This is a genomic window from Aurantiacibacter marinus (assembly GCF_001021555.1).
In the GTDB taxonomy this organism is placed as follows: domain Bacteria; phylum Pseudomonadota; class Alphaproteobacteria; order Sphingomonadales; family Sphingomonadaceae; genus Alteraurantiacibacter; species Alteraurantiacibacter marinus.
On the sequence record NZ_LDCP01000003.1, the window covers coordinates 278,302 to 304,420 of the forward strand.

Below are 26,119 nucleotides of genomic sequence, written 5' to 3' on the forward strand. Positions count from 1 at the left end.
CCCAAAAGCCCACATTGCGGCACCGGTGTGGACAGGTGGCCGAGTGGTTAAAGGCAGCAGACTGTAAATCTGCCCGCGCAAGCGTACGCTGGTTCGAATCCAGCCCTGTCCACCACCGCCGTTGCTCGCATCATTCCCCGAGATGCCCTGAAAATCCCAGGGAGCGAACGGTATTATCGCTGCCGCCATCGGCACGGTCCTCACGTGATAAGGCAGGACATCCCCGAAACCGCTCGCCAGCTTCGCAATCGGAAGATCGCGGTGCTCAGATACTGGCGCAAGGGAATGCCTCATATCGCTTTCTACTGGCATTTGGCCTTGGCCCTCCGGCGTAAGGGCGCCGGGATGGCGTTCCCGGGCGCGCCAGGGCAGGCGTTGGAGGGTTGACGCGTTCAATCTGGCAGAAACCTCGTGCCGCATTGAATACGAGTCGTCAGGGACAGAGTTTTGCCAGATCTTCTGCCGTATCGACGTCACCCAAGGATGCATGATAGCGGGGTTCAATTACAGTGACATTCGCAAGGGCCAGGGTTTTGGCCCCGGCCTCTCCTGCAAGGCTGCGTAGCTCGCTAAAGACACTCGCCGGGAAAGCGGCAGGGCTACCCGTTTTTGCGTCGCCGTAACTGGTGAATATCGTTCCGCTTCCAAGCGCGAGCCTGGCGAGGTGTGAGGGTTCTACAAGCGGCATATCCGCAAGCGCCAGCACAAGGCGCGAACACGTTCGTGCTGCTTTGACCCCGGCAGCGATGGAGGTGCCCATGCCTTGGTGCGCGTCGGGATTGATGACTTCCTGCCATCCGTCGCGCAATTGCGCCGGAGAATGAGCCGCGCGTACGATATATCTCCTGGTAAAGCCTGCGTCTTCGGCTGCTTTGGCGGCCCAGATCCACAGCGGTTGATCGCCATAGACCTCCTGCAATTTATCACGGCCAAAACGTCTTCCCCGGCCGGCCGCGAGTAGGATGATACCGGTATTTGAATCAATTTCTGGCACGCATACGCTCATATTCGCCTACAATTTCAGCCAGCGCCGAAAGTGCCAGCGCCGAAGGCGTCTTACAGCCGGGGATCAGTCCGACGGGGCTTCGAACTCGCGCAATATCCGTCTCGGAAATACCGCTTGAAGTGAGCGACGCGAAGCGGGCGATGCGCGCGTTTTCGCCTCCCTGCGCCCCTACGTAAAATGCGTCACTTTTCAGGGCATCTTCAAGTATGGCTCGCTCCCACTCGTGATCGTGAAACAGGAGTAACACAGCTGTCCATTGGTCAAGCACGCCCGTTTTCGGGCACTCGCTCAATGACATTGTATCTGTGGAATGGATTTCGATGCTTGCGCCAGCGGCTTCACCCAGCCTTTCGAAAGCTTCCAGCTCCGGCCCTTCGCCCAGCGCAGCTATTTTCAATTGCGGAAGATATTTTCGTTCAGCAAGAAGCGATGGCGCGGGCAGCACGAGCGATACGGGACGGCGATCCTCCAGTGAATTGAAAACCTGCCGGCAAGCTTCACGATCCGGCTGCGGGTCGAGAAGAATGTCCAGGCCGCCGCCGCACGGAAGGCGGAAATCGATATTTGTTGAACCCTGTCCGTAACGAACCACTTTCGGCGCCGCAGCTTCGCGGATGTCGGAAGCTAACTGTGCTTCCAGGCAGCCGTCCGCAAGGCTTCCGACCACCGAGCCATCCGGCAATATGGCAAGCTGTGCGCCCAGGCGCCGTGAGAAACTGCCATCGATACCAACGATCGTGCAAAGTCCCACGCCAGCGTCACACGCGGCATACAGGGCCGCGTGATCTTCATCCCCGCAAATTCGGAACAGGCCTTCGACCAGTGTCATTCAGGCATGGCCGCCAGCACCCTGTCCGGTGTCATGGGATATTCAAACAGGCGCGCGCCGCATGCATTGTAAATCGCATTGGCAATCGCGGCTGCACCGCCGCACATGCCCAGTTCGCCAATACCTTTGGCCTGAATCGGACTTGCAGCAGGATCACGTTCGTCCACCAGTACAACCTCCAGTTCTGGTAAGTCCCGGTGAACAGGGACGTGATATTCGGCGAGGTCACAATTCACTAGGTGTCCGTCGCGAGGATCAAATTCCAGCGCCTCGGTCAAGGCAACCCCGATGCTCCAGGTAATGCCGCCCAAACATTGCGAACGTGCAGTCTTGGGGTTCAAAACGCGGCCAAAGCCGAACGCGCCAAGCATGCGGTCGATCCGGGTTTCACCAGTGAAATGATTCACGCGGACCTGTGCAAAGAAGGCTCCGAAGCCGGAAGCGGTGTAGTCGTCTTTGATGTCGCCGGGTTCGTAATGGCCTTCTTCCGAAATTTCGTCTCCGTCCAGCAATGCGGTCAAGGTTTGCCCTCCGACTACGCGGCCCTCGGCCAGTTCAAGCTCGGCTTCGGAAGTGCCGGCGCGGGTGGCCAGCTCCTCTCGTATAGCCTTGCACCCCACATAAACTGCAGAGCCGATGGAAGCGGCGCCCCAGCTTCCCCCTGAACCGGGGCCTCTGGGGTGCTGCGAATCGCCCAAATCGACCAGCACTTTGTCGATTTCGAGTCCGAGCATTTCTCCGGCGATCTGCGCCAGGATCGTGTAGGTCCCGGTTCCGATATCGGTCATGTCGGTTTCCACCAGACATGTTCCGTCGGGCTTCAAGGTGACGCGGGCTTTCGCTTCGGAGACATTATGCACCCGTGCAGCGCTAGCCATGCCGGTGCCTACCCACCATTCTCCCTCACGCTTCACGCGGGGCTCACGGTGGCCGCTATCCCAGCCAAATGCTTCAGCACCTTGTTTGAGGCACTCCGCAAGCTTGTGGGAAGAAAATGGCAGTCCCTGTTCTGGATCTTCCTCGGGAATGTTGATGAGCCGCAGCTCCACCGGGTCAATCCCGATCTTTTCCGCAAGAACATCCATCGCTCCTTCCAGCGCTGGCATACCTACTGCCTCTCCAGGCGCACGAACCGAACCTGCTGTCATCTGGTGAATGCGGGCGACGTTAAGTTTCAGCTCGCGGCTTTCTGCAGCATACAAGAAATGTGACGACTGCAAGACTGGCTCGGCGAAGGTTTCACCAGGCAGGTTGGACACCAGTGCTTGGTGGCCAAAACCGGTCAGCTTGCCGTCCTTGTCTGCAGCAAGGCGCAAGCGCTGGGTCGTTTCCGAGCGGCGCATGACGCATTGAAAAACCTGCTGCCGTGACATCACTACGCGGACCGGCCGTTCAAGCTCCATTGCCGCAAGCGATGCGGCCACAGTTTCTTCGCTTACGCCAAGCTTTGACCCGAACCCGCCGCCTACGAACCGCGAGACAAGCCGGAGCTTGTCTTCATCCATATCAAGCGCATCGGCAAGTTCCGTAATATTGAAGTTGAGCATCTGAAGCGACGCATGCACGGTCAGTTTCTTGCCATCCCATTCGGCAACCGCAGCATGCGGTTCCATTGCAGCAGAAGCATGGCCCTTTGTCGTGTAAGCGATATCGACGCTATGGGCAGCATCAGACATCGCCCTTGCGAGGTCGCCCTGCCGAACGGTCTCGTCTTCATGCTCTTTGGGTTCGACTAAATCGGGCGAAACCGGTGCTGCTTCGTTCTCGCGGTATATGACCTTCAAATGCTTTGCAGCGTCGCGCGCCTGTTCGAAAGTCTCGGCCACAACCAATGCGATCGGCTGACCCCAGTAGCACACCGTTCGGGGGGATTGCTGCGGAGCTTCGTCTGCCGTGCCTTGGGCGGCCCGCGTCGTTAGCCGCGCGTCATCGATTACTGAGATAACGCCGGGCATGGACAGCACGCTGTCCTTGTCGATCCGGGTCACCACCCCGCGCGTAATCGTGGCGGTGACAAGCACGCCTTCCGCGCAGTTTTCCGGAGAATATTCAGCGGAATAGGTGGCAGTGCCTGTCACCTTGGCCAAGCCGTCGATGCGCGATAGTGGCTTGCCGAGCACGCCCTGCCTCATATTATCGAGCCGGTTGCTGGTATCAGGCTCGTCCTGCTTGAGATGTGCGCTCATGCCGCTTGCTCCACTGCTTGTGCCAGGACGGCGTGGAGGGTCCGGCGCGTGAGCGGGATTTTGAAATCGTTCTCTCCAAAGCCCTGCGCTCCGCTCAGAAGAATATCAGCCGCTTCGTCAAAGAGTTTCTCGGATGGTACCTGGCCGATCAGAACGTCGGCGATGCGCGGGTCATGCCAGGGTTTGTGAGCCAGACCGCCGAAGGCAAGGTCTGCCCTGGAGAACAGGCCGTTCTTTATCTCGACGATAGCGGCAATGGAAACGAGAGCAAACGCATAGGAAGATCGCTCACGCACCTTGCGGTATATCTGGGTGCCTGCCACCTTGGCAGGCAGCGAAACGGCAGTGATGATTTCCCCGGGTTCAAGCACATTTTCGCGCCACGGCGTATCGCCGGGCAGGCAATGAAAATCGGCTACGGGGACTGTGCGCTCTTCCCCGTCCTCATGCGCGATATGTACGACCGCACCTAGCGCACTCATCGCCACTGCCATGTCACCAGGATAGGTGGCGATACATTGGTCGCTTGTTCCCAGCACTGCATGCAGCTTGGCGATGCCATCTATCGCACCGCAGCCGCTACCCGGTTCGCGCTTGTTGCAAGGTTGGTCGACGTTCGTAAAATAGAAGCAGCGCGTGCGCTGGCACAGATTCCCGCCCGTTGTCGCCTTGTTGCGCAGCTGCTGCGTCGCCCCTGCCAGGATAGCGCGGGCCAGCACAGGGTAGTCTGATCTCACGCGCGGGTGGACTGCCGCTGCGGTGTTGGTGGCAAGCGCGCCAATCCGCAATCCGCCGTCTTCAGTGTCTGCGATCTCTGCCATGCCCAGATGATTGATGTCAGCCAGCTGTTCAGGAATTTCGACCTGCAACTTCATCAGATCCAGAAGGTTTGTACCGCCTGCAATTGCCAGCGCGCCTTTATCGCTAATGATTCCCGATGCATCGGCCAGGGAACGCGCCCGGTTGTATTGAAACGGCCTCATGATCCCTTCTCCGTCGCGACTGCCTGAATGGCTGCGACTATGTTTGCATAGGCACCGCAGCGGCATAGATTGCCGCTCATCCGCTCGCGAATTTCCTCTCCGGTAATCTCGATCTTGCCTTCAAGCTGTCCGCTTGCATCACTTGGCCAGTTATTCGCCAGCTCTTCGAACATCGCAGTTGCGGAGCAGATTTGCCCCGGCGTGCAATAGCCGCACTGAAATCCGTCATGCTCCATAAACGCGCGCTGGAGGGCGGATGGATTGTCGGTGGTCCCGATCCCTTCGATCGTTGTAACACTGTCGCCGTCATGCATCGCAGCGAGCGTCAGGCAACTGTTGATCCGAATGCCGTTCACGATCACGGTACAGGCACCGCATTGACCATGGTCGCAGCCTTTTTTTGTTCCGGTCAGTCCTGCATCGTGCCTGAGGAAATCCAGCAGCGTAACGCGGGGGTCATTCGGAATGGGGTGCTGCGCACCGTTTACGGAAATCGATTGGGTCAAGTTGGGGCCTCCTTATCCCTTTCAACTCTCAATGGTCGATTAGGTGTCCAGAGAATATTGGTCGGATGCTCAATAACATGATTGGCAGGCTGTTCGGAAAGCCAAGCTCTCCAGTCGCTCGCTCGGCGATGATAACTATCGGACGTTCGACTGCGCTATGGCCAATACCAAACGCATCATTCCATCACCAAGAGATACGCACAGGAATGTGCCAGGGCGATGTATGGAGGAGTAGGAGGCAGGACCGCTGGGGCAATCCTGCGCATAATTCGCATCCGCAGGCTTGGTAAGTGGCAGAAATCCGCCGGATACTTGCAACTCGCGCCACAATCTATCCGGCAGTTCATCCAGGTTCCACTTAGCCCATCGCCGCCTTGGCGCGTGCTCTTGCCCGGTGCAAAACCGGCTCGGTGTAGCCAGATGGCTGGTGCGTTCCGGTAATAATCAACTCCCGCGCTGCAGCGAGCGCGATGGAGCTACGCGGGTTGCTGGACATGGGTTGATAGGACGGATCGCCCGCGTTCTGGGCATCGACAATGGCCGCCATTTCATGCAACGCCTCATCAATATCAAGCCGGGTGACAATTCCGTGCTGTAGCCAGTTTGCAATATGCTGGCTTGAGATGCGCAAGGTCGCGCGGTCTTCCATCAGGCCAACATCGTGGATATCGGGCACTTTGGAACAACCGATCCCGTGATCGATCCAGCGCACCATATACCCCAGAATGCCCTGCACATTGTTGCGCAATTCCTCGCGGATGTGTTCGGCAGACCAGCTTGTGTCGGTTGCCAGCGGGACGGTCAGCAGCTTGTCGAGTGAGGCAATGGGTTCGCGGCTGCGTTCCTGCTGGCGTTCTGCCACCTGGCAGCGGTGGTAGTGGGCCGCGTGGAGAACGGCAGCGGTAGGCGAGGGCACCCACGCCGTGCTGGCGCCGCTGGCGGGGTGACTGGCTTTCTCGGTCAGCATCTGGTGCATTTTGTCAGGCGCAGCCCACATACCCTTGCCGATCTGCGCGCGGCCAGCAAAGCCGCAGGCAAGTCCGATCTGTACGTTGCGATCTTCATAGGCAGTGATCCATGCAGCCTGTTTGATTTCTGCCTTGGGCAGCATCGGGCCTGCGAGCATGGAGGTGTGGATTTCATCGCCAGTGCGATCCAGAAAACCGGTGTTAATGAAGAAAATGCGGTCTCTTACCGCGTGAATGCAGGCGGCAAGATTGGCACTTGTGCGCCGCTCTTCGTCCATCACACCTACTTTCACCGTGTTTTGAGGGAGCCCAAGCATTTCCTCAACTGCGTTAAATATATCATTGGTAAAAGAGCATTCTTCCGGTCCGTGCATCTTGGGTTTGACGACATATATGCTGCCGGCAAGGCTGTTCTGTAACCGGCCGAGTCTGCGCAGATCGTGCATGCCTATCGCAACAGTGATCGCGGCATCGAGCAAGCCTTCGGGTATTTCGCTTTCGTCGGGCAGAATGATTGCGGGCGTGGTCATTAAATGACCGACATTGCGCACCAACAGCAGGCTGCGGGTGCGCAGAGCACACGCGTTACCCTCCATATCAATGAAAGTGCGGTCAGATTTGGCGCGGCGCGTCAAATGCTCGCCGTCTTTGGTAAAGCTCGCCTCCAGGTCGCCGCGCATGGCGCCCAGCCAGTTGCGATAGGCTGCAACCTTGTCAGCCGCATCGACGGCGGCGACAGAATCTTCCAGGTCGACGATGGTGGATAGCGCCGCTTCCAGCCGGATGTCTGCGATACTCGCAGGGTCGGTGCGACCAATTGGGTGGTCAGCATCGATAACAATTTCGATGTGGAGTCCGTTGTTGACCAGGATCAGGTTTTCGCCTGTCGTGCCCAAAAATTGGTCAGGATTAGCTAGAGGAGGGATGCCGCCTGTCCAGTCCGCCCATTTGCCACTTTTTAGTGGGACTGCGTCATCCAGAAAGGCCTTTGCGCGCGAAACAACCTGCGCGCCGCGCGCGGTGTCATAATCGCCGGTGGGTGGTGCCTCGCCGTCCATTGCATCGGTGCCGTAAAAAGCATCATACAGGCTGCCCCAGCGCGCATTAATCGCATTAAGCAGGAAACGCGCATTCAGTACTGGCACAACCAGTTGCGGCCCTGCGATTTGTGCGATTTCTTTATCGACATTCTGCGTGCCGATGGTGAAGCCTTCCGGCTCTGGCACAAGATATCCGATTTCACGCAGGAAGGGCACAGGAGCGCCGCTGGCGGTATCGGGATGGCATCTGTGCCATTCGTCAATCGCGCCCTGCAAAACAGCCCGCTTTTCGAGCAGGTCGCGGCCACGCGGCACAAAAGTATCGGTAAGGGATGCAAGGCCCTGCCAGAATTTTGCAGGCGCGAGTCCAGTGCCCGGAAGCACCTCGTCCTCGACAAAAGAAGCCAGTTCAGCCGCTACGCGCAATTGCGCGTGCTGCTGATAACAAACGTCTTTTTCCGCACCGACGTCAGCACGGTCGAGCTCTGCCAGGGCCGCTTCCGTCATCGTGCGAACCGCCCCAGCCGGTGGTGCAGATTGACCAGCTTGCGCGTCTCGGCAGTATCGTCGCCATTGCGAATGGCGATAGCGATTGCGTTGCGAATAAGGCCGAAGTCCTCGTTGGAGAACACGGGGCGAGCGAGTGTTGGTGTCGGCATTGTCATTACTCCTTCAGTTGATGTCTTGGGTCTGATTAAGCCGCAAACTGGTTCATCGTATTGTGCTTGCCGCCAGCTTTGAGTGCTGCTTCCCCGGCAAAGGCTTCCTTGTGATCGTCACCGATGTCGGATCCCGACATGTTCTGATGCTTCACACAGGCGATGCCCTGGCGGATTTCTTCTCGCTGAACCTGCTTTACGTAGCCCAGCATTCCTTCCTCCCCGAAGTAGCGTTTGGCCAGATTGTCCGTACTCAGCGCTGCCGTGTGATATGTTGGCAGAGTAATCAGGTGGTGGAAGATACCTGCACGTTTCGCGGAGTCGGCCTGGAAGGTCCGGATACGTTCGTCGGCTTCCTTGGCCAGCGGTGTGTCATCATAGTGCTGGCTCATCAGCGCATCCCGCTCGAAGTGGGACACATCACGGCCTTCTTCTGACCATGCATCATACACTTGCTGGCGGAAGTTAAGAGTCCAGTTGAAGCTGGGCGAGTTGTTGTAGACCAGCTTTGCATGTGGCGCGACGGCGCGGATACGGTCAACCATTCCTGCGATTTGCTGGATATGCGGCTTCTCGGTTTCGATCCACAGCAAGTCGGCGCCATTCTGCAAGGCGGTAATGCAGTCGAGTACGCAGCGATCTTCCCCGGTGCCAGCGCGGAACTGGAACAGGTTCGAGGGCAGGCGTTTTGGCTTCAAAAGCCTGCCCTCTCGGCTGATCAATACCTCTCCCGTACCGATGTCAGCCGTATCGACCTCCTCGCAATCAAGGAAGGAATTGTACTGGTCGCCAATGTCGCCCGCCTCTTTGCTGAAAGCGATCTGTTTGGTCAGACCTGCGCCAAGCGAGTCGGTCCGGGCAACAATGATTCCTTCGGGCACGCCAAGTTCAAGGAAGGCGTAACGGATTGCGCGGATCTTCTGCAGAAAGTCTTCATGCGGCACGGTGACCTTACCATCCTGGTGACCGCACTGTTTTTCGTCGGACACCTGATTTTCGATCTGGAGCGCGCAGGCGCCAGCTTCGATCATCTTCTTGGCCAGCAGATAGGTTGCCTCGGCATTGCCAAAACCAGCGTCGATATCGGCAATGATCGGCACGACATGTGTCTGGTAGCCGTCAATGGCCTTCTGCGCCTGCGCGGCTGCGGCTTCATCGCCGGTCTCGCGGGCGTTATCGAGTTCGCGGAACAGGCCGCCCAGCTCACGGGCGTCTGCCTGCCGCAGGAAAGTGTAAAGTTCCTCGATCAAGGCAGGAACTGTCGTCTTTTCGTGCATGGATTGGTCGGGCAATGGGCCAAATTCGCTGCGCAACGCGGCGATCATCCAGCCCGACAGATAAAGGTATTTGCCCTTGGTGGTGCCGAAGTGCTTCTTGATAGAAATCATCTTCTGCTGACCAATAAATCCGTGCCAGCAGCCCAGCGACTGGGTGTAGGCAGCGGGGTCACGATCATAGCCTGCCATATCTTCGCGCATGATTTTCGCAGTGTAACGCGCAATGTCGAGACCGCTCTGGAAGCGGTTCTGGGTACGCAGACGAGCGGCAAATTCAGGGTCGATGCCCTGCCAATTTGCGCCCTCGCGCTGCTTGATACCGGTTTGGCGGTGGATTTCGGCAAAATAGGTCATGTGTGCTCCGTGGGGAAACAATGTTGTTCTGGAAGCCTTTATGACTATGCAAATTCACCCTGTCGCTTTCCGAAGTGTCATCTTGTCAAACTTTACAAGAAATGCTTGTAAGGATGTAATGAAGATAACAGCGATTGTTGTGCAGGAGATCAGATTATGGCCGGAAAAGCTCTATACCTCGGCCCAAGGTTGAAGAAGCTTAGGCGTGACCTCGGCCTGACGCAGGCGAATATGGCCAGCGATCTGGACATATCGTCCAGCTATATCGCTCTTATGGAGCGCAACCAGCGCCCGGTAACTGCTGAAATGCTGATCAAGCTCGCGTCCACCTATCGCATCGATGTCGGTAAACTGGCCGACGAGGATGCAGACGAGACTTCGGCCCGCCTTCTGGGCGCGCTGCGCGACCCGATTTTTGCGGACATTGCTATTGAGCCGCTCGATATCGAAGACATTGCCACCAGTTATCCTGGCATCGCAGAGGCGCTGCTGCGGCTTCACACAGCCTTCGGTGAAGAGCAATTGGCCTTGGCGGAGCGGCGCGAAGGTGGCGATGTTATTTCAGAAGCCGGCGCCGGGGCCAGCGATCCTGTCGGGGAAGCCCGCGCCTTTCTGGCTGCCCGCCGGAACTGTTTCCCGGCATTGGACGATAGTGCCGCCATGCTGGCCAAGTCGCTCGATTCATTTGCCGCCATGAAGGATCACCTGGCCGAAAACCACCAGCTCGATTTGCGGTTGACTGATGATGGCCTGCTGCGCGGCGCGCTACGCTGGCATGATTATCACCGCCGCCGCATCTACATATCGGAGCGGATCGATCAGGCTGGGCGGCGATTTCAAGCCGCGCTGCAGATTGCCATTCTCGAACAGGAAGAGCCGATTGCCGGACTCGTCGCCGAAAGCCGCCTGGTCAGTGAAGATGGCAAGCGTTTGGTGCGCCGCGCGCTGCAATCCTATTGGGCTGCCGCACTGCTGATGCCCTACCGCGCCTTCGCCCGTGCAGCGGAAGAATCGCGCTATGATGTGGAGGCGCTGTGTTCGCGCTTTGCCGTAAGTTTCGAGCAGGCGGCACACCGGCTCACGACGCTCCAGCGGCCCGGAGAAGAGGGCGTGCCGTTCTTCTTCCTCCGGGTGGACCGGGCTGGCAATGTTTCCAAGCGGCTGGACGGCGCGGGCTTCCCCTTGGCGCGGCATGGCGGAGGATGCCCCTTGTGGAACGTGCACACGGTTTTTGATCGACCGGCAGTCGTCGATGCACAGTTGATCGAATTGCCCGATGGCGAACGCTACGTCTCCATAGCGCGCACTGTGCGCGGCGGTGGCGGCGCTTATGGTGTGCCAAGCGTTACACGTTCAGTCGCTATTGCGTGTTCGGCAACCCATCTGGACAAACTGACCTATGGAGATGTGGTGGCAAGCGGCGACCCGACGCCTATCGGTGTCGCCTGCAGAATGTGCCACCGCCCGCGTTGTATTGCGCGTTCGGCCCCGCCAGTGGGCCGCGAGATCGTGCCAGCGCGGTTCCGAGAAAGCGGTGTGCCATTCGATTTTTCGATGGAGTAATCCGGGCGAGGCGAAGCCAATTTCCACTATTAGCGCCCATTAGCGCGCTTGTGGGCAGGGGGAGCAGCGCCTAGGTATCGGTCATGGCCGGTGAACTAAGAGATAATCGCGGACGCGGAGATGCAGAGTGGGGACTTCCCGCAATCCATCCCGAAGGCCGCAAGTTTGGAATGATTGCGGTAGGGGTGGCCCTGCTGTTTCTGCTGCTGTTCGAAACCGCGTGGCTTGGTTGGCCGCTGCTGGCGTTGTCGGGCGGCGTGTTTGCTTTTTTCCGTGATCCTGAGCGTGTCGTACCGCAAGAAGACCGCCTGATTATCTCTCCGGCGGATGGGCAGGTTTCGCTGATTGCACAGGTTCCGCCGCCAATTGAATTGCAGGGCAGCGATGATGATGGCGGACCGGGCCTGGGGACACAGCCCGTTGTGCGTGTATCGATCTTCATGTCGGTGTTCGATGTCCACATCAATCGCTCCCCCATTGGCGGCACTGTTCGCCGGATTGTCTACATTCCCGGTGCATTCATGAATGCTGACCTTGATAAGGCGAGCGAAGAAAACGAGCGGCAGCATATTCTGGTGGAGCGGGCCGACGGGACGCGGATCGGGTTTACCCAAATCGCCGGTCTTGTTGCGCGGCGCATTGTGCCGTTTATCAAGCCGGGCGATATCGTCGCAGCGGGACAAAGGGTCGGGCTGATCCGGTTTGGCAGCAGGGTCGATGTATATTTGCCGGCTGGGACCGAACCCAAGGTGCTGTTGGGTCAGCGTGTGATTGCGGGTGAGACGGTGTTGGCTGAAATTGGCTCGCAGGGCCTTCTGGAAGGCGTAAATCAATGAGCGCGGATCAGTCCGGCAACGGTAACGGTAATGGCGATTTCGATGACGATCACGATTTCGACGAGGATGCGACAGCAACGCCTGGCCCTGCATGGCTTGGCCCCAAGGCGAGCGAGCATGAGCGCGTAACCCGCTCCAGGGGCGGAAAAGGCCTGTCGCTGCGCGCTATGGCGCCGAATGCCATCACCGCTGCCGCACTATGCTGCGGCCTGACGGGAATCCGCTTTGCGATCGAGGGCGAGTGGGAAAAGACCATGTACGCAATCCTGATCGCGGGCGTGCTTGATGCCATGGATGGCCGCATTGCGCGGCTTCTCAAGGCGCAATCCCGTTTCGGGGCAGAACTGGATAGTTTGGCCGATTCGCTCAGTTTCGGCATGGCACCTGCCATTGTCCTGTTTCTGTGGAGCTTGCAGGACCTGCAGCGCCTCGGGTGGTTCGCTGCGTTGGGCTTTGCAATTTGCTGCGCTTTGCGACTGGCGCGCTTCAATGCGCAGATTGATGTTGAGGAGCAGCCGCACAAATCCGCAGGCTTTCTGACCGGCATCCCTGCGCCGGTAGGGGCAGGGTTGGTATTTCTTCCGATTTTCCTGTGGCTTGCCAGTGAAGGCGAATGGGAAGCGATCAGGGAGCCTTGGCTGGTGGCGATCTGGGCCGTTGTGATTGCGGTTCTGATGATTTCCAATATCGCGACACTCAGCTGGAATTCGATCCGTCCCTCAAGCGATCTACGGATCGCGGCAATCGCGGGCATAGCCATGATCGTGGCCGGATTGCTCAGCGAGCCGTGGTGGACGCTGGCGGGGATTTGCATCGTTTATCTTGCGATGATGCCGCTCGGCCTGATGCGCTATGCCAAGGTGAAAACGGCCCGGCGTGCGAAGCTCAACCCAGTATCGCCCGAGCGAAAGCCTCTTGGGGTCGACGAAGTGGAGAGATCACTGTTGGACGCTGATAAGAACCATAGCGATCCAAGGCTGTAAGTTCGGCCCGAATAGCGAGGTAATGACCAAAGGCCTTGCGCAACGACGATTGACATGACGCAAGCGACACTGCGGCGACGAAGCCGAAGAAGCATGAAATCACAATTGCCAGTGTCATCTTGAACGTCCTTGTAAGGTAGCGCGGTAACGCTGCATAAATTCAGAAAGCGCCAGCGGGTTCCCGTTTTCGCCTTCCGTGACCCTTTTGTTCCACTGATGTTCCGCCGCGTCAAGTACTTTGTTCTCATTGTGTTCTTATGATTGCCTAGCCGGACGGGTATGTTCAGGTCATGTCGACGGCGATCCGAGAACTTTGCACTGGCTTTCTGGCTCCGCCTCCGCTAGCTGCGCGTCCGCCGGGAGACTTTCTTCGAATCCTCGCAGGGGTGACCGCTCGGCAAATTCACATGGATGGCACACATACCGGTGCCGCCTGCGACCACAATGTCGCGGCCGGTTCCCCGCCATCCAGAGGTATAACCGGAAGGAATTACTTATGGCGGGTCCTACCGTCACGATGCAGCATTTGATTGAGGCCGGCGTACACTTCGGCCACCAGACCCACCGCTGGAACCCGCGGATGAAGCCGTATATTTTCGGCAGCCGCAACGGTGTCCACATTATCGATCTGTCGCAGACCGTGCCGCTTTTTGCGCGCGCTCTCGATTTCGTTCAGCAGACAAGCCGTGCAGGCGGCAAGGTTCTGTTCGTGGGCACCAAGCGTCAGGCGCAAGAGCCGATTGCTGAAGCTGCGCGCGCTTGCGGCCAGCACTTCGTCAACCATCGCTGGCTGGGCGGCATGCTCACCAACTGGAAAACGATTTCGGGTTCGATCAAGGAACTGAAGTCGCTTGAAGAGAAGCTTTCTGGCGGCGCTAGCGGTCTGACCAAGAAGGAAATCCTTCAGCTGACCCGCAAGAAGGACAAGCTGGAGCTTTCGCTCGGCGGTATTCGCGATATGGGCGGTGTGCCTGACGTGATGTTCGTGATCGACGCAAACAAGGAAGACCTCGCCATCAAGGAAGCCAACGTTCTTGGCATTCCCGTGGTCGCTGTGCTCGACACCAATGTCGATCCTGAAGGCATTTCCTTCCCGATCCCCGGTAACGACGATGCGAGCCGCGCAATTCGTCTCTATTGCGATGCGATTGCCGATGCCGTTCGCGCTGGCAAGGAAAAGGGTGTTGTCGATTCCGGTACCGATATCGGCGCCATGGATGCACCACCTGCCGAAGCCGCAGCTGTTGAAGCTGCACCAGCACCGGCAGCGGAAGCACCAGCCGCTGAAGCCCCCAAGGCTGACGCCTGAACTTTGTGATGCGCGCGGTTGACCAGTCAACCGCGCGTCACAACTTCATTATATCGCGCCGGACCTCATCCCAGAGGCCCGGTGCATAAGCAATTTCAAAAAGGACAATACTATGGCTGCTTTTACCGCATCCGATGTGAAAGCCCTGCGCGAGAAAACCGGCGCGGGCATGATGGACGCCAAGAAGGCGCTCGTCGAAGCAGAAGGCGATATCGAAGCTGCGGTTGACGCGCTTCGTGCCAAGGGTCTTGCCACGGCACAGAAGAAGTCCAGCCGTACGGCTGCTGAAGGTCTGGTCGGCGTTGCTGTTTCCGGCACCAAGGGCGTGGCTGTCGAGGTCAATTCCGAAACCGACTTCGTTGCCAAGAACGACCAGTTCCAGACTTTCGTCCGCAACACGACCGCTGTAGCGCTCGAGCAGAGCAGCGACGATGTCGATGCGTTGAAGGCTGCTGCCTATCCAGACGGCGGCACTGTTGCAGACAAGTTGACCGACAATGTCGCCACCATCGGTGAAAACCAGCAGGTTCGCCGGATGAAGACGGTGTCTGTCACAAACGGCATGATCGTGCCCTATATGCACAATGCGCAGGCACCGAACCTCGGCAAGATCGGCGTCCTCGTGGCGCTTGAAAGCGAAGCGGTTGCAGACGTTCTTGAACCGCTGGGCAAGCAGCTTGCCATGCACATCGCCGCGGCATTCCCGCAGGCGCTGACCGCTGAAGATCTGGACGCGGAAGTCATCGAGCGTGAGCGCAAGGTTGCTGCCGAAAAGGCTGCCGAAAGCGGCAAGCCCGAAGCTGTCCAGGAAAAGATGGTTGATGGTGCGATCAAGAAATACGCCAAGGAAAACGCCCTGCTCAGCCAGGTTTTCGTGATGGACAACAAGACGCCCATCGCAGACGTGGTTGCCGCCGCTGGCAAGGAAGCCGGCACCGCGATCACACTGGTCGATTACGTTCGCTTCCAGCTTGGTGAAGGCATCGAGAAGGAAGAAAGCGACTTCGCAGCAGAAGTTGCCGCTGCCGCTGGCGTTTAATCGCCTGTAGTTCAGCGAACCTGTAAACAAAACGGCCAGGGTGACAGTGTCACCCTGGCCGTTTTGCTATCCGCTTGGTTTTGCGCGGTTTTGGGTCAGTGAATAGGGTGACACTTTGCCGAATGCGTCTCACATGACGCATCTCAGGCAGAGAGAGGGGAGCCAACGATAACAAAGAGCCGCCGCGACACTGGCGAAGGGGTGGCGATGTAGGAAAGCGGTAGGCTGTCGTAGCTTGTGTCGGCTTTTGTATGGTTGTTATCTAATGTCTGTTTGACGGGCCTTTACAGCAAGATACTTTCGCGTAGACTTGGCCTATGTACGATAAAAAGCTTCCCCTGCTTTCCGTAACTCTCTGCATATTCGCAGCCGTCCTATCATCCCCGGCGCAGGCCCAGCACGCGGATAATGATTACGACTATCGTGAACGCACCAGAGAGCTGGCTTTCGATCCACAGCGTTTCTTTCCTGAAGGCACAAGGCCATGGATGGAAATTATCTATTCCGGTGATGATTACGGCTTCCCGGTCTATTCTATCGCTATCCAAAAAGGCTGCACGAGCGATGATACAGGCGAAGCCCGAAGAAACTGCGGCAATCGCTTGATCGCCCGCATGGTGCGCGCGCCTTTTGATGGGGAACCATTACGCCCCCGAAATCGGGGCCAGGTATTGTTCGGCTATCTGTTCGACGAAGGCGTTGGTGATGACTTGGCCCTGCGCGACGCGCTGGCCCGCTATCAGCTTGAGTGGCTGGAGACAGATGTGTCCGGCTGCGAGCCCGCAATGGCCTTGTTGGAAGCAGACCCGGTGTTGTCTTTCTTTGCCACACAACTCACGCCGAGCGAGGGTATACCGCAGCTGGCGCTTCACGCGGACAAGATTCGCTTCGTTCACAGGGGCAGCTATCTTTCTGAAACAACATATTATGGGTGGGCTGCTCCCGAAAGTCCGGGTGAATGGGCTGTCCAATTTGCACAGTCATTGGAGGCGTGCTGGCGGCCAGCGTCCAGCATCGCCCCTTGGGAGCGAGACTAAACCCCGCTCAGTTCCACCAACCAAATCTCGGCTCGCGTGCCGAAGCGGATCGGCAGAAGGCTCGTCCCCAGTCCTGCGCCCACGATAATTGTGCGCCCGTTTTCTACCATCGCACCACAAGCGTAGCGGTCGCCATATTGCGACATATAGGCAGGCGCGCCGATCAGCGGCAGGCTGATCTGGCCGCAATGGGTATGGCCTGCCAGCACCAGTGAAATTTCTGCTGGAACCTGCGGCGTGATGTCCGGGCTGTGTGTCACGATCAGCCGCCCGCCGGTAAGCTCGCGCATTTGATCCAGCACGAGCGAGAGATCATCGCGCCTCGTGTAGGCATCATCAACTCCGCCCACGGCCAGCGGGCCAATCTGCGCGGCCTCGTTCTGCAACACGCTGATCCCGTGGGCTTCCAGCTCTGCTTTCAGCGCGTCCCATCCGAACCAGTGGTCGTGGTTGCCCGGCGTGATCACTACGCCAAGCGGGGCGTGAAGCTGGCCCAGCGGCGCGACGATCTCCTGCGGCGTGTAGATATGCGTTCCGGTGCGCTTCTCGCTAACAAGGTCGCCTGCGATGAAGATGATATCGGGTTCCAGCGCGTTGATCTGCTGCACAATCCGCGCCAGCCGTTCAGGCGGCATATCCGGTCCGGCAACGTGGATATCGGATATCAGCGCGGCGGTAATCGGCTCTCCGCCAGATGGTAGACCGGGGAGGGCAACCTGCGTGCGCAGGACCACCGGATCGTCCATCGTGTCCGACCAAGCCTTCCAGCCAAGCAAAGCGGTGCAAACCAGCACAAACATTGCCACCAGCTTCCAGCGCCGCACCAGCCATGTATGTAATCGCCCCATGCGCCAAAGGCATAGGTTAGCCAGCGGTTCTGGCAAGCCGCTCGCGCAAAAGCCCAGTTTCGCAAAAGCATCGCGGAGCCCTTGGCTTCGCCGTCGCCCCGTTCTAAAGCCGCGCGAACCGCCACCTGAGAGGATGCTACCCGAAATGCTGCTGCCCAATTCCAAGCGTATCCTTCTCAAGCTTTCGGGCGAGGTGCTGATGGGGGAACAGGATTACGGGATTGACCCTGCATATGTGCTGCGCCTTGCCGAAGAGGTGAAGGCTGCGCGCGATACCGGCCTGCAAATCTGCCTTGTCATTGGCGGCGGAAATATCTTTCGCGGTATGGCCGGTGCAGCCCAGGGCATGGACCGGGCGCAGGCTGATTACATGGGCATGCTTGCCACGGTCATGAACGCGCTGGCGATGCAGAGCGCGCTGGAACAGATAGGCGTCCACACCCGCGTACAAAGTGCCATCCAGATGGATCAGGTATGCGAGCCGGTGATCCGCCGCCGGGCGGAACGGCACCTGGAAAAGGGCCGCATCGTGATCTTCGCTGCCGGTGTCGGCGCGCCATATTTTACCACCGATTCCGGCGCTGCCTTGCGCGCTGCTGAAATGCGCTGCGATGCCTTGTTCAAAGGCACCAGCGTGGATGGCGTTTACGATTCCGACCCGAAGAGCAATCCGGATGCCAAGCGGTTCGATATTGTCACTTATGACAAGGTGCTGGCAGACAATCTGAAGGTGATGGACGCTTCCGCCGTGGCACTGTGCCGCGATAATGATATTCCTCTTGTGGTCTTCTCGATCCGCGAAAGGGGCAACGTTGCGCGCGTGCTGGCGGGCGAAGGCGTGCAAACGATAGTACAAAAGGACTGAGACTATGCCGAAGTATGACAAGGCCGATGTAGAACGCCGGATGGCGGGCGCTGTGGAAAGCCTGAAAGGCGATCTGAGCGGTTTGCGCACGGGCCGCGCCAATGTCGCGCTGCTCGATCCGGTTGTGGCCGAGGTTTATGGCTCCATGATGCCGATCAACCAGATCGCCACCGTCTCCGCCCCTGAATCGCGCATGCTCAGCGTGCAGGTGTGGGACAAATCGAACGTGAGCGCGGTGGAGAAGGGCATTTCCAAGGCTAACCTCGGGCTGAACCCGATGACCGATGGCCAGACGATCCGCCTGCCGATGCCCGATCTGAACGAGGAACGCCGCAAGGAACTGGCGAAGCTGGCGGGCACTTATGCCGAAAAGGCCAAGATCGCCATCCGTAACGTCCGCCGCGATGCGAATGAAGCGCTGAAGGAAGACGAGAAAAAGAAAGAAATTTCGGAGGACGACCGCAAGCGGTTAGAGACCGAAGTGCAGGAATTGACCGACAAATATGTCGCCGAAACCGATGTTGCGACAGAAGCGAAGGAAAAGGAAATCATGACGCAGTAAGGCCTGCAGGATTTCTTTTGATGTCTGAACCAAACTATCCCCGCCATGTCGCCATTATCATGGACGGCAATGGCCGCTGGGCGAAGAAGCGCGGTATGCCGCGCGCTTTCGGCCATCGGCAGGGCGGGGAGGCTGTCCGAAAAACCGTGCAGGCAGCGGAAGATCTCGGGCTTGAATGCCTGACGCTTTATGCATTCTCCAGCGAGAACTGGAAGCGGGAGGAAGGCGAGATTTCAGACCTGATGAACCTGATGCGCAGGTTTATCGAAGCCAATCTGAAGGATATGATCCAGCGCAAGGTGCGGCTGAAAATCATCGGCGATTACAAAGCTTTTGCCCCCGACATTGTCGAAAAACTGGAAGACGCGCTGGAGCGGACAAAGGATGGGACGCGCACGTTGGCCGTGGCGCTGAATTACGGCGCGCAAGCCGAAATCGCCCGCGCGGCGCGCCTTGCAGCCGAGGAGGGCACGATTGACCCTGACAGCATCGCAAGGCATCTCTACACTGCCGACCTTCCGCCATTGGACCTGCTGATCCGCACAAGCGGTGAAGTGCGGCTTTCCAACTTCCTGCTGTGGCAATCGGCTTACGCCGAAATGCTGTTCATGGATGTGCTCTGGCCTGATTTCAGCGAGGACCATTTGCGCGAAGCCTGCGAAACATTTGCCACACGGGAGCGGCGCTTTGGCGGACGGTGACAATATCCATGACGAACGTCGGCGTGACCGGCTGAAAGCGGGCGTGAAGAAGCTCGCCGCAGTGCCATTGTCGGTCCGCACCGGGGACCTTCCGAAGCGCGCGGCCAGCGCTGTGGTGATGATCGCAGTTGCGGGCGGAGCGTTGTGGATTGGCGGCTTGGTCTGGCAGATCTTTATCGCGCTGATTGCGCTTGCCGGCTTCTTTGAACTGGTCCGCATTGCGGGCCGGATGAGCCAGAACAAGGCGGTCCAGGCTGCCACATTCTTCATTGGCGGCGTTTACATCGCATGGGCGGCATATCGCCTCGGGGGACTGCCGCAGGAGGTCGTTCTCGGCATCGTCGCGGTCGTGATTGCCACCGATACGGGCGCCTATTTCTCGGGACGAACCATAGGCGGTCCGAAAATTGCGCCGCGTATCAGTCCGTCAAAAACATGGGCTGGCCTTGGCGGCGGCATGTTGGCGGCTGGCCTCGTGTCGCTCGGCTTCTTCGTGTCGAACGGCGGCGGGGCGTTCACGGTTATCGGATTGGCGGCGTTCGCAATCGGCGCCGTGCTAGCCATTGTTGCGCAGGCAGGCGATTTTCTGGAAAGCTGGTTGAAGCGCCGGGCGGCGATCAAGGACTCCAGCAATCTCATACCCGGACATGGCGGCATTCTTGACCGGATCGACGGTTTGCTGCCGGTTGCTATCGTCTCGGCCGAATTGTGGTACCGTGTCCATCCATGACGCGTTCTATCTCTCTCCTCGGAGCAACCGGCTCCATCGGTGATTCCACGCTGGACCTGATCCGCAATGATCGTGACCATTGGCGCGTCATTGCGCTTACTGCCAACTGTTCGGCGGAAAAGCTGGCCAGGTTGGCGATCGAATTCGGCGCAGAAATTGCTGTCGTGGGCGAAGAGGGTTGTCTGCCCGAGCTTCGCCAGCACCTGTCCGGCACGGGTGTAGAGGCCGCTGGCGGCGCGAAGGCGCTGTGCGATGCTGCTGCGCGCGGCGCTGACATTACCGTGGCCGCTATCGTGGGCTGCGCGGGACTTGCACCCACGATGGCAGCCATTGCACAGGGCAAGACCGTCGCGCTCGCCAATAAGGAAGCGCTGGTCAGCGCAGGCGGCGTGATGACGCGGCTGGTGGACAAACACGGTACCACGCTGCTGCCCGTCGATTCAGAGCACAACGCCATTTTCCAGTGCCTTCAGGGCAACGACATTGCCGATGTGCAGTGGATCACGCTCACTGCCAGTGGCGGACCACTGCGCACGAAGACCTACGCCGAGCTGGAGTCGACCACGCCTGCGCAGGCGGTGGCGCATCCCAACTGGGATATGGGCGCAAAGATCAGTGTCGATTCCGCCACGATGATGAACAAGGGGCTGGAATTCATTGAGGCGCACCACCTGTTCCCCGTGGGGCTCGACCGGCTTCGCATCATTGTCCATCCGCAAAGCGTCATTCATTCCATGGTCGAATACCGTGATGGTTCCACGCTGGCGCAGCTTGGGCCAAGCGACATGCGCGTACCCATCGCCTCTGCGTTGGCCCATCCGGCGCGAATGGGCACGGACCTCAAGCCGCTTGACCTTGCGGCCATTGGGGAGCTGTCATTTTTTCCGCCTGACGAGGAGCGCTTTCCCGCCACCAAATTGGCGCGAGAGGCGGTCCATGCGGGCGGCGCTGCACCTGCTGTGCTCAACGCTGCAAACGAGGTAGCCGTGGCCGCTTTCCTTGCCGGTCAGGTAAAGTTCACGCAAATTTCGGCAATTGTTGCCAGAACCCTGGAAAATTATGCGCCGTCTGCGCCCGAGACACTCGATGCCGTGCTGGCTGTCGATGCCGAGGCGAGGGCGCGCGCTGCGCAAATGCTGGAGCCTGTCTGAGTGGATATCCCAAGCTTGCCTTTCTGGATGTATATTGCCGGCTTCCTGTTGATGCTGGGCCCGCTCGTGGTTGTGCATGAACTGGGCCATTATCTGGTCGGGCGATGGTTTGGCGTTGGTGCAGAGGCTTTCTCTGTCGGTTTCGGCAAGGAAATCGCTGGCTATACAGACAAGCGCGGCACCCGCTGGAAGCTGTCCATGTTACCGTTTGGCGGGTATGTTCAGTTTAAGGGGGACATGAATCCGGCCAGTATGCCCGATCCAGACAATCCGCCGCCGGCCGACGCTTTCCAGACACGGCCTCTCTGGCAAAAGGCGCTGATTGTCGCTGCCGGGCCGGTAACGAACGTGCTGGTGGCAATTGCCATTTATACGGCCTTTTTCATGTCTTTTGGCCAGCCGTTGCCAGCTGATCCGAATGACGAGAATTATATCGCTGCCTTTGCGGAAGAATCCGCGGCGCGTGAAGCCGGGCTTGAAATCGGCGACCGTGTTGTGGCCATAGATGGCGAGCCGATGAGCGCTTTTCGTGAATTGCAGCAGGCCGTCATGCTGCACCCGAGCCGTACTTTTGCTGTAACGGTCGAACGCGGCAGTTCGCAGCAAACCTTCGATGTCACGTCGCGCCCCACCGAAATAGAGGATTCGTTCGGTAACAAGGCCATAATCGGCCGGATCGGGATCGAGACAAATCCTACCGAAACACGATTTGAACCCGTAGGCCTGTCATCTTCTGTCGGGCTTGCCACGCAGGAAACTGCAGACATGTTCCGCATCATTGTGCTGGGCATAAAGCAGATTTTTGCAGGTGAGCGATCGGTTCAGGAGCTTGGGGGGCCGATTACGATTGCAAAGGTGTCCGGAGAACGGATGAGTTTGGGCTGGCTTGAATTCACCTCTTTTGCCGCTCTCATCTCAATTAACTTGGCATTCATTAACCTGCTGCCAATCCCGGCGCTCGACGGCGGGCATCTGGCGTTTTACGCGGTTGAGGCAATTCGCCGCAAACCCGCCAGCCCCCGCAGTCAGGAACTCGCGTTCCGCACTGGTATGGCCATCGTTTTGGCGCTGATGTTGTTCGTGACGGTTATCGATATCGCCAAATTGCCCCTGTGGGGCGGTTAGGCGTGGAAAGTTAAACGGCATCGGCGCAAATTCGGGGCGAAATTCCGGAAGGTCGCTTGATTGCCACGCTAGCATCGGGCAATGGCGCTTTTTCGCGCTGATGACCGATCGAACAGACCGATTGCAGGCCCGAAGCAGGCAGGACCGGACGGTTTGATCGCTTCGGGCGCTGGTGTCGACTAGAGTGGACGGATAATGGGTTCCAATAAGGCCAAAACTATCACTGCATCACGCTATGCTGCCACCCTCTTGGGGTGCACTATGTTGGCGGGTCTCCCGCTGAATGCTCACGCTCAGGATGGCAGCGCGCCAGTGCCGCCGCCCGGACAGGATGTTCCTGTGCCTGTAACGGCACCGGCACCCGAGCAGGGGCAGGTGATACGCTCGATCGCGGTTCAGGGCGCACAGCGTCTGGAGCCGGAGACGATCGTCAGCTACATTCAGCTGCGTCCGGGGGATGTGTACAGCGCTGCCGCGGCTGACTCCGCGTTGATCGCGCTTGCCAATACGGAATTGTTTGCCGATTTCGGGATCACCTTCAACGAAGGTACCGGTGCGATGGTGATCGAGGTTGAGGAAAACCCGATTATCAACCGCATCATTCTGGAAGGAAACCGCCGCGTAGACGCGGACGAGATTCTGCCCGAAATCAACCTTTCCCCGCGCCAGATTTTCACACGCAGCCGGGTGCGCGCCGATGTTGCCCGCATTATCGAACTTTACAAACGGCAGGGCCGTTTTGCAGCCACGGTAGAGCCGCAGATGGTCATGCTTGACCAGAACCGTGTGGACGTGATTTTCGAAATTTCGGAAGGGCCGAAGTCCAAGGTCCGCCAGATCAACATCATCGGGAACGAAGTGTTCTCCGACGGCGATCTGAAAGATGAGATGGCGACGCAGGAAGCCAGCCTGCTTGCGATCTTCAGTTCCAACACCAGCTACGATCCCGATCGTCTGGTGTTCGACCAGCAAAAGCTGCGGCAGTTTTACCTGACAGAAGGCTATGCCGATTTCCGCGTGATCTCTGCCGTCGCAGAGCTGACACCAGACCGGGAAGACTTCATCATCACTTACGTGGTGGAAGAAGGCGAGCGCTATACCTTCGGTGATGTCGAAGTTGTCAGCCAGCTGCGTGATTTCTCAAGCGAGGCGCTGTCCGCCGGCCTGTCGATGGCAAACGGCGACTGGTACAATGCCGAAACGGTCGACGACACGGTTGAACGCCTGACGGAAACCGCCGGTGCATTCGGTTACGCTTTTGCAGACGTGCGCCCACGCATCATCCGCAATCCCGAAACCCGCACGATGGATGTGACGTTCACCGTCGCCGAAGCGGACCGCGTTTATGTCGAGGCGATTGAAGTCAACGGCAACACGCTGACGCAGGATAAGGTAATACGGCGCGAATTCCGTATCGCGGAAGGCGATGCTTTCAGCACCTTGCAAGTCCGCCGGACCACGGCCCGGATCAATTCGCTGGGCTATTTTCAGGAAAACTTCGAAGTCGAACAGGTGGAAGGTTCCAGCCCGGACCGCATCATCCTGCAGGCGAATGTTCAGGAAGAACCGACTGGCCAGCTCACGCTCTCCGCCGGCTTCTCCAGCCTGGAAAGCTTCATCTTCAACGGCTCCATCCAGCAGAACAATTTCCGTGGCCGTGGGCAGACGGTCGCGCTGGGTGTGAACTATTCACGCTTCTCGCGCTCGGCAAACATCAGCTTCACCGAACCGAAGGTGTTCGACCGCGATATCGCGCTGGGTTTCGATATTTACCGCCAGGATTTCAACAACGGGTATTTCGACCGCGACCAGGCGACGTACGAACAGACGACGACCGGCTTCGGCGTGCGTGTGGGCGTGCCGTTGACCGAATATGTCAGCTTCCTGGGTCGTTACACGCTCAATTATCAGCAGATTACGATCGACGAGAACCAGTTCTTCGCCGATTTCGATGGTGACGGCACATCACAGTGCGAACCGCTGCTGGCGGGCCGTTATCTGTGCGATGCGCTGGGTGACCGGTTGCAATCCATTCTCGGCGCGTCGCTGTCCTACAACAACCTCAACAGCCGGGTGCGCCCGACAAGCGGCAGCAACGCTGCGCTGTCGGTCGATTGGGCCGGTCTGGGCGGCGATACGCAATATGTGCGCGCCCGCGTCAATGCGGCGCGTTACTGGAACCTTGGCAGCGGCTTCATCGGCTCGCTCTCGCTCGAAGGTGGTTACATTTACGGTTATGGGGACGAGGGCGTCCTGCTGACAGAACGTAGTTTCCTTGGCGAAGGGCAATTCCGCGGCTTTGACATCCGCGGCGTTGGCCCGCGCGTGGTGCGGCGCTTCTACGTCGACGAAAATGGCGACGGCGTTCTGACAGAAGATGATCTGCTGGACCTGGGGGATGAACGCAATCAGGATGATGCGCTGGGCGGTAATGCATATTACCTCGCACGTGCAGAAATCGAAATTCCGCTTGGGGCGGGCGCGCGTGAACTTGGGCTGAGGCCATCGGTTTTTGTCGATGTGGGTTCGGTGTTCGATGTCGATCGGCCGCAACTGGTGCAAAGCCCGCTGCCCAACGGTTTGTTCATTCCGCAGCGTGATGGCGACGGCAACGCCCTGTTCCAGCAGTTCATCCGCGATTCGACCGGCACAGTTGTCGGACAGCAGATCGTGACAAACCCGATCGGGCCCGATGGCTTGAACAATCAGCCTGTCGGTTCGCAACTGCCACCATTCGTCGAGGAATTCGTCGGCGATTCGCCTTCGCCGCGTGTTTCGGTCGGGATTGGCGTAAACTGGAACTCACCCTTCGGTCCGTTCAGGATCGATGTCGCCACGACTCTGCTAAAAGAGCGCGGTGACGAAACAAAACTCTTCTCGTTCAACGTAGGAACACAATTCTAATGAAAACTATTCTGAAGCCGGCGCTTGCCGCCGCTCTCGCCGTGACGGCATTTGCCGCACCTGCGATTTCTACACCTGCGATGGCCCAAGCGGCCCCGCAAATCGGCGTAGTCAATATTCCGGCAGTTGTGGTCAACTCCACCGCTTACCAGACTGCGCAGACCCAGCGACAGACGACATATGCTCCTCAACTGCAGCAGGCCGAAAGCCGTCAGACCGCGCTGAACGCGCAGATCCAGCCGCTGATCACCGCCTTCAACACCGCGCGTCAGCAGCCCGCTGCCGATCAGGCCGCGTTGCAGCAGCAGGCTTTGCAGATACAGCAGCTGCGTCAGCAGGGCGAAGCAGAACTGCAACAGATCCTCGGCCCCGTGGCTTTGAGCCAGGCCTATGTCGAAGAGCAGATCCAGGATCAGCTCCAGGCAGCCATCCAGAACGCGGCACGGACACAAGGCGTGACCCTGGTGATCAGCCCCGACGTGGTTCTTCACGCCGAAGCGAATCACAATTTGAACGAAGCTGTTTTGCAGCAGCTCAATGTCCTGATCCCTGCCGCACAGCTCGTGCCCCCAGCAGGCTGGCTGCCGCGCGAATTGCGTGAACAGCAAGCTGCCGCCGTCGCCGCACAGCCTGCACCGGCTGCGACTGGCCGTTAAGC

General features: G+C 58.6%; 23 protein-coding genes and 1 tRNA gene. 15 read left to right on the forward strand and 9 right to left on the reverse strand.

Going from position 1 to position 26,119, the window contains the following annotated elements; all coding sequences use genetic code 11:
* Positions 1 to 29: 29 nt before the first annotated feature.
* A tRNA-Tyr gene (locus tag AB731_RS11400) sits at positions 30 to 115 on the forward strand.
* 318 nt (positions 116 to 433) lie between these two features.
* Here AB731_RS11400 and AB731_RS11410 read toward each other — a convergent pair.
* From AB731_RS11410 to AB731_RS11440, 8 genes are all read right to left on the reverse strand, one after another.
* The gene (locus AB731_RS11410) at positions 434 to 994 is read right to left on the reverse strand and encodes a nucleotidyltransferase family protein (protein ID WP_162199480.1); all 561 of its coding nucleotides are present in this window, start codon (positions 992 to 994) and stop codon (positions 434 to 436) included.
* A complete protein-coding gene (locus AB731_RS11415) occupies positions 981 to 1,835 on the reverse strand; it encodes an XdhC family protein (protein WP_047094030.1) in 855 nt (284 codons plus the stop codon). The genes AB731_RS11410 and AB731_RS11415 overlap by 14 nt, the downstream gene beginning before the upstream one ends.
* Complete coding sequence (locus AB731_RS11420; RefSeq protein WP_047094029.1) at positions 1,832 to 4,021, reverse strand: xanthine dehydrogenase family protein molybdopterin-binding subunit; 2,190 nt, start codon at positions 4,019 to 4,021, stop codon at positions 1,832 to 1,834. The genes AB731_RS11415 and AB731_RS11420 overlap by 4 nt, the downstream gene beginning before the upstream one ends.
* Entirely contained in the window at positions 4,018 to 5,004 is a 987-nt protein-coding gene (locus tag AB731_RS11425; protein ID WP_047094028.1) for an FAD binding domain-containing protein, read from the reverse strand. Before AB731_RS11425 ends, AB731_RS11420 begins: the two co-directional genes overlap by 4 nt.
* Positions 5,001 to 5,510, reverse strand: coding sequence for a 2Fe-2S iron-sulfur cluster-binding protein (locus AB731_RS11430; protein WP_052769023.1), 510 nt, complete (start codon positions 5,508 to 5,510; stop codon positions 5,001 to 5,003). Before AB731_RS11430 ends, AB731_RS11425 begins: the two co-directional genes overlap by 4 nt.
* Positions 5,511 to 5,868: 358 nt before the next feature.
* The gene (locus AB731_RS11435; RefSeq protein ID WP_082126468.1) at positions 5,869 to 8,025 is read right to left on the reverse strand and encodes a malate synthase G; all 2,157 of its coding nucleotides are present in this window, start codon (positions 8,023 to 8,025) and stop codon (positions 5,869 to 5,871) included.
* Entirely contained in the window at positions 8,022 to 8,177 is a 156-nt protein-coding gene (locus AB731_RS14145) for a hypothetical protein (RefSeq protein WP_162199476.1), read from the reverse strand. Before AB731_RS14145 ends, AB731_RS11435 begins: the two co-directional genes overlap by 4 nt.
* A gap of 35 nt (positions 8,178 to 8,212) precedes the next feature.
* Complete coding sequence (locus AB731_RS11440) at positions 8,213 to 9,808, reverse strand: isocitrate lyase (RefSeq protein WP_047094027.1); 1,596 nt, start codon at positions 9,806 to 9,808, stop codon at positions 8,213 to 8,215.
* Positions 9,809 to 9,961: 153 nt separating this feature from the next.
* Here AB731_RS11440 and AB731_RS11445 point away from each other — a divergent pair, with 153 nt between their 5' ends.
* From AB731_RS11445 to AB731_RS11470, 6 genes are all read left to right on the forward strand, one after another.
* Positions 9,962 to 11,371 carry a helix-turn-helix domain-containing protein gene (locus AB731_RS11445; RefSeq protein WP_407921647.1) on the forward strand — a complete coding sequence of 470 codons (1,410 nt, stop codon included), beginning with the start codon at positions 9,962 to 9,964 and terminating at the stop codon, positions 11,369 to 11,371.
* 83 nt (positions 11,372 to 11,454) lie between these two features.
* Positions 11,455 to 12,207 carry a phosphatidylserine decarboxylase gene (locus AB731_RS11450; protein ID WP_047094025.1) on the forward strand — a complete coding sequence of 251 codons (753 nt, stop codon included), beginning with the start codon at positions 11,455 to 11,457 and terminating at the stop codon, positions 12,205 to 12,207.
* Positions 12,204 to 13,190 (forward strand): CDP-diacylglycerol--serine O-phosphatidyltransferase, encoded by a 987-nt coding sequence (pssA, locus tag AB731_RS11455; protein ID WP_064971826.1) that lies wholly within the window; start codon positions 12,204 to 12,206, stop codon positions 13,188 to 13,190. The genes AB731_RS11450 and pssA overlap by 4 nt, the downstream gene beginning before the upstream one ends.
* A 496-nt stretch (positions 13,191 to 13,686) precedes the next feature.
* Positions 13,687 to 14,499, forward strand: a complete 813-nt coding sequence (rpsB, locus tag AB731_RS11460; RefSeq protein WP_047094024.1) for a 30S ribosomal protein S2 — start codon at positions 13,687 to 13,689, stop codon at positions 14,497 to 14,499.
* Between the two features lie 112 nt (positions 14,500 to 14,611).
* The gene (gene tsf / locus AB731_RS11465; RefSeq protein ID WP_047094023.1) at positions 14,612 to 15,538 is read left to right on the forward strand and encodes a translation elongation factor Ts; all 927 of its coding nucleotides are present in this window, start codon (positions 14,612 to 14,614) and stop codon (positions 15,536 to 15,538) included.
* A 317-nt stretch (positions 15,539 to 15,855) separates the two neighbouring features.
* Positions 15,856 to 16,575, forward strand: coding sequence for a hypothetical protein (locus AB731_RS11470; RefSeq protein ID WP_047094022.1), 720 nt, complete (start codon positions 15,856 to 15,858; stop codon positions 16,573 to 16,575).
* Here the strand turns inward: AB731_RS11470 and AB731_RS11475 are convergent.
* On the reverse strand, positions 16,572 to 17,423 hold the full coding sequence (locus tag AB731_RS11475) for a metallophosphoesterase (RefSeq protein WP_082126469.1): 852 nt from the start codon (positions 17,421 to 17,423) through the stop codon (positions 16,572 to 16,574). The genes AB731_RS11470 and AB731_RS11475 overlap by 4 nt on opposite strands.
* A 145-nt stretch (positions 17,424 to 17,568) precedes the next feature.
* Here AB731_RS11475 and pyrH point away from each other — a divergent pair, with 145 nt between their 5' ends.
* The 8 genes from pyrH (at position 17,569) to AB731_RS11515 (ending at position 26,117) form a co-directional block, all read left to right on the forward strand.
* Positions 17,569 to 18,288 carry a UMP kinase gene (gene pyrH / locus AB731_RS11480; protein ID WP_047094021.1) on the forward strand — a complete coding sequence of 240 codons (720 nt, stop codon included), beginning with the start codon at positions 17,569 to 17,571 and terminating at the stop codon, positions 18,286 to 18,288.
* 4 nt (positions 18,289 to 18,292) lie between these two features.
* Complete coding sequence (gene frr, locus AB731_RS11485; RefSeq protein ID WP_047094020.1) at positions 18,293 to 18,850, forward strand: ribosome recycling factor; 558 nt, start codon at positions 18,293 to 18,295, stop codon at positions 18,848 to 18,850.
* 20 nt (positions 18,851 to 18,870) lie between these two features.
* Positions 18,871 to 19,551 carry a polyprenyl diphosphate synthase gene (uppS, locus tag AB731_RS11490; protein WP_047094019.1) on the forward strand — a complete coding sequence of 227 codons (681 nt, stop codon included), beginning with the start codon at positions 18,871 to 18,873 and terminating at the stop codon, positions 19,549 to 19,551.
* Complete coding sequence (locus AB731_RS11495) at positions 19,517 to 20,281, forward strand: phosphatidate cytidylyltransferase (protein WP_231638930.1); 765 nt, start codon at positions 19,517 to 19,519, stop codon at positions 20,279 to 20,281. Before uppS ends, AB731_RS11495 begins: the two co-directional genes overlap by 35 nt.
* Positions 20,278 to 21,432, forward strand: a complete 1,155-nt coding sequence (locus AB731_RS11500; RefSeq protein WP_047094018.1) for a 1-deoxy-D-xylulose-5-phosphate reductoisomerase — start codon at positions 20,278 to 20,280, stop codon at positions 21,430 to 21,432. The genes AB731_RS11495 and AB731_RS11500 overlap by 4 nt, the downstream gene beginning before the upstream one ends.
* Positions 21,433 to 21,483: 51 nt before the next feature.
* Positions 21,484 to 22,557: an RIP metalloprotease RseP gene (gene rseP / locus AB731_RS11505; RefSeq protein ID WP_231638931.1), complete on the forward strand. Its 1,074-nt coding sequence runs from the start codon at positions 21,484 to 21,486 to the stop codon at positions 22,555 to 22,557.
* 261 nt (positions 22,558 to 22,818) lie between these two features.
* Positions 22,819 to 25,461: an outer membrane protein assembly factor BamA gene (gene bamA / locus AB731_RS11510; protein ID WP_231638932.1), complete on the forward strand. Its 2,643-nt coding sequence runs from the start codon at positions 22,819 to 22,821 to the stop codon at positions 25,459 to 25,461.
* Positions 25,461 to 26,117, forward strand: a complete 657-nt coding sequence (locus AB731_RS11515; RefSeq protein WP_047094015.1) for an OmpH family outer membrane protein — start codon at positions 25,461 to 25,463, stop codon at positions 26,115 to 26,117. The genes bamA and AB731_RS11515 overlap by 1 nt, the downstream gene beginning before the upstream one ends.
* The last annotated feature ends 2 nt before the right edge of the window (positions 26,118 to 26,119 follow it).

Excerpts from the sequence above, each read along its gene's own strand:
- AB731_RS11415 (WP_047094030.1), bottom strand. The coding sequence starts at position 1,835 with ATGACACTGGTCGAAGGCCTGTTCCGAATTTGCGGGGATGAAGATCAC.
- AB731_RS11420 (WP_047094029.1), bottom strand. The coding sequence starts at position 4,021 with ATGAGCGCACATCTCAAGCAGGACGAGCCTGATACCAGCAACCGGCTC.
- AB731_RS11425 (WP_047094028.1), bottom strand. The coding sequence starts at position 5,004 with ATGAGGCCGTTTCAATACAACCGGGCGCGTTCCCTGGCCGATGCATCG.
- AB731_RS11435 (WP_082126468.1), bottom strand. The coding sequence starts at position 8,025 with ATGACGGAAGCGGCCCTGGCAGAGCTCGACCGTGCTGACGTCGGTGCG.
- AB731_RS14145 (WP_162199476.1), bottom strand. The coding sequence starts at position 8,177 with ATGCCGACACCAACACTCGCTCGCCCCGTGTTCTCCAACGAGGACTTC.
- AB731_RS11440 (WP_047094027.1), bottom strand. The coding sequence starts at position 9,808 with ATGACCTATTTTGCCGAAATCCACCGCCAAACCGGTATCAAGCAGCGC.
- AB731_RS11450 (WP_047094025.1), top strand. The coding sequence starts at position 11,455 with ATGGCCGGTGAACTAAGAGATAATCGCGGACGCGGAGATGCAGAGTGG.
- pssA (WP_064971826.1), top strand. The coding sequence starts at position 12,204 with ATGAGCGCGGATCAGTCCGGCAACGGTAACGGTAATGGCGATTTCGAT.
- rpsB (WP_047094024.1), top strand. The coding sequence starts at position 13,687 with ATGGCGGGTCCTACCGTCACGATGCAGCATTTGATTGAGGCCGGCGTA.
- tsf (WP_047094023.1), top strand. The coding sequence starts at position 14,612 with ATGGCTGCTTTTACCGCATCCGATGTGAAAGCCCTGCGCGAGAAAACC.
- AB731_RS11470 (WP_047094022.1), top strand. The coding sequence starts at position 15,856 with ATGTACGATAAAAAGCTTCCCCTGCTTTCCGTAACTCTCTGCATATTC.
- AB731_RS11475 (WP_082126469.1), bottom strand. The coding sequence starts at position 17,423 with ATGGGGCGATTACATACATGGCTGGTGCGGCGCTGGAAGCTGGTGGCA.
- pyrH (WP_047094021.1), top strand. The coding sequence starts at position 17,569 with ATGCTGCTGCCCAATTCCAAGCGTATCCTTCTCAAGCTTTCGGGCGAG.
- frr (WP_047094020.1), top strand. The coding sequence starts at position 18,293 with ATGCCGAAGTATGACAAGGCCGATGTAGAACGCCGGATGGCGGGCGCT.
- uppS (WP_047094019.1), top strand. The coding sequence starts at position 18,871 with ATGTCTGAACCAAACTATCCCCGCCATGTCGCCATTATCATGGACGGC.
- AB731_RS11500 (WP_047094018.1), top strand. The coding sequence starts at position 20,278 with ATGACGCGTTCTATCTCTCTCCTCGGAGCAACCGGCTCCATCGGTGAT.
- rseP (WP_231638931.1), top strand. The coding sequence starts at position 21,484 with ATGCTGGGCCCGCTCGTGGTTGTGCATGAACTGGGCCATTATCTGGTC.
- bamA (WP_231638932.1), top strand. The coding sequence starts at position 22,819 with ATGTTGGCGGGTCTCCCGCTGAATGCTCACGCTCAGGATGGCAGCGCG.
- AB731_RS11515 (WP_047094015.1), top strand. The coding sequence starts at position 25,461 with ATGAAAACTATTCTGAAGCCGGCGCTTGCCGCCGCTCTCGCCGTGACG.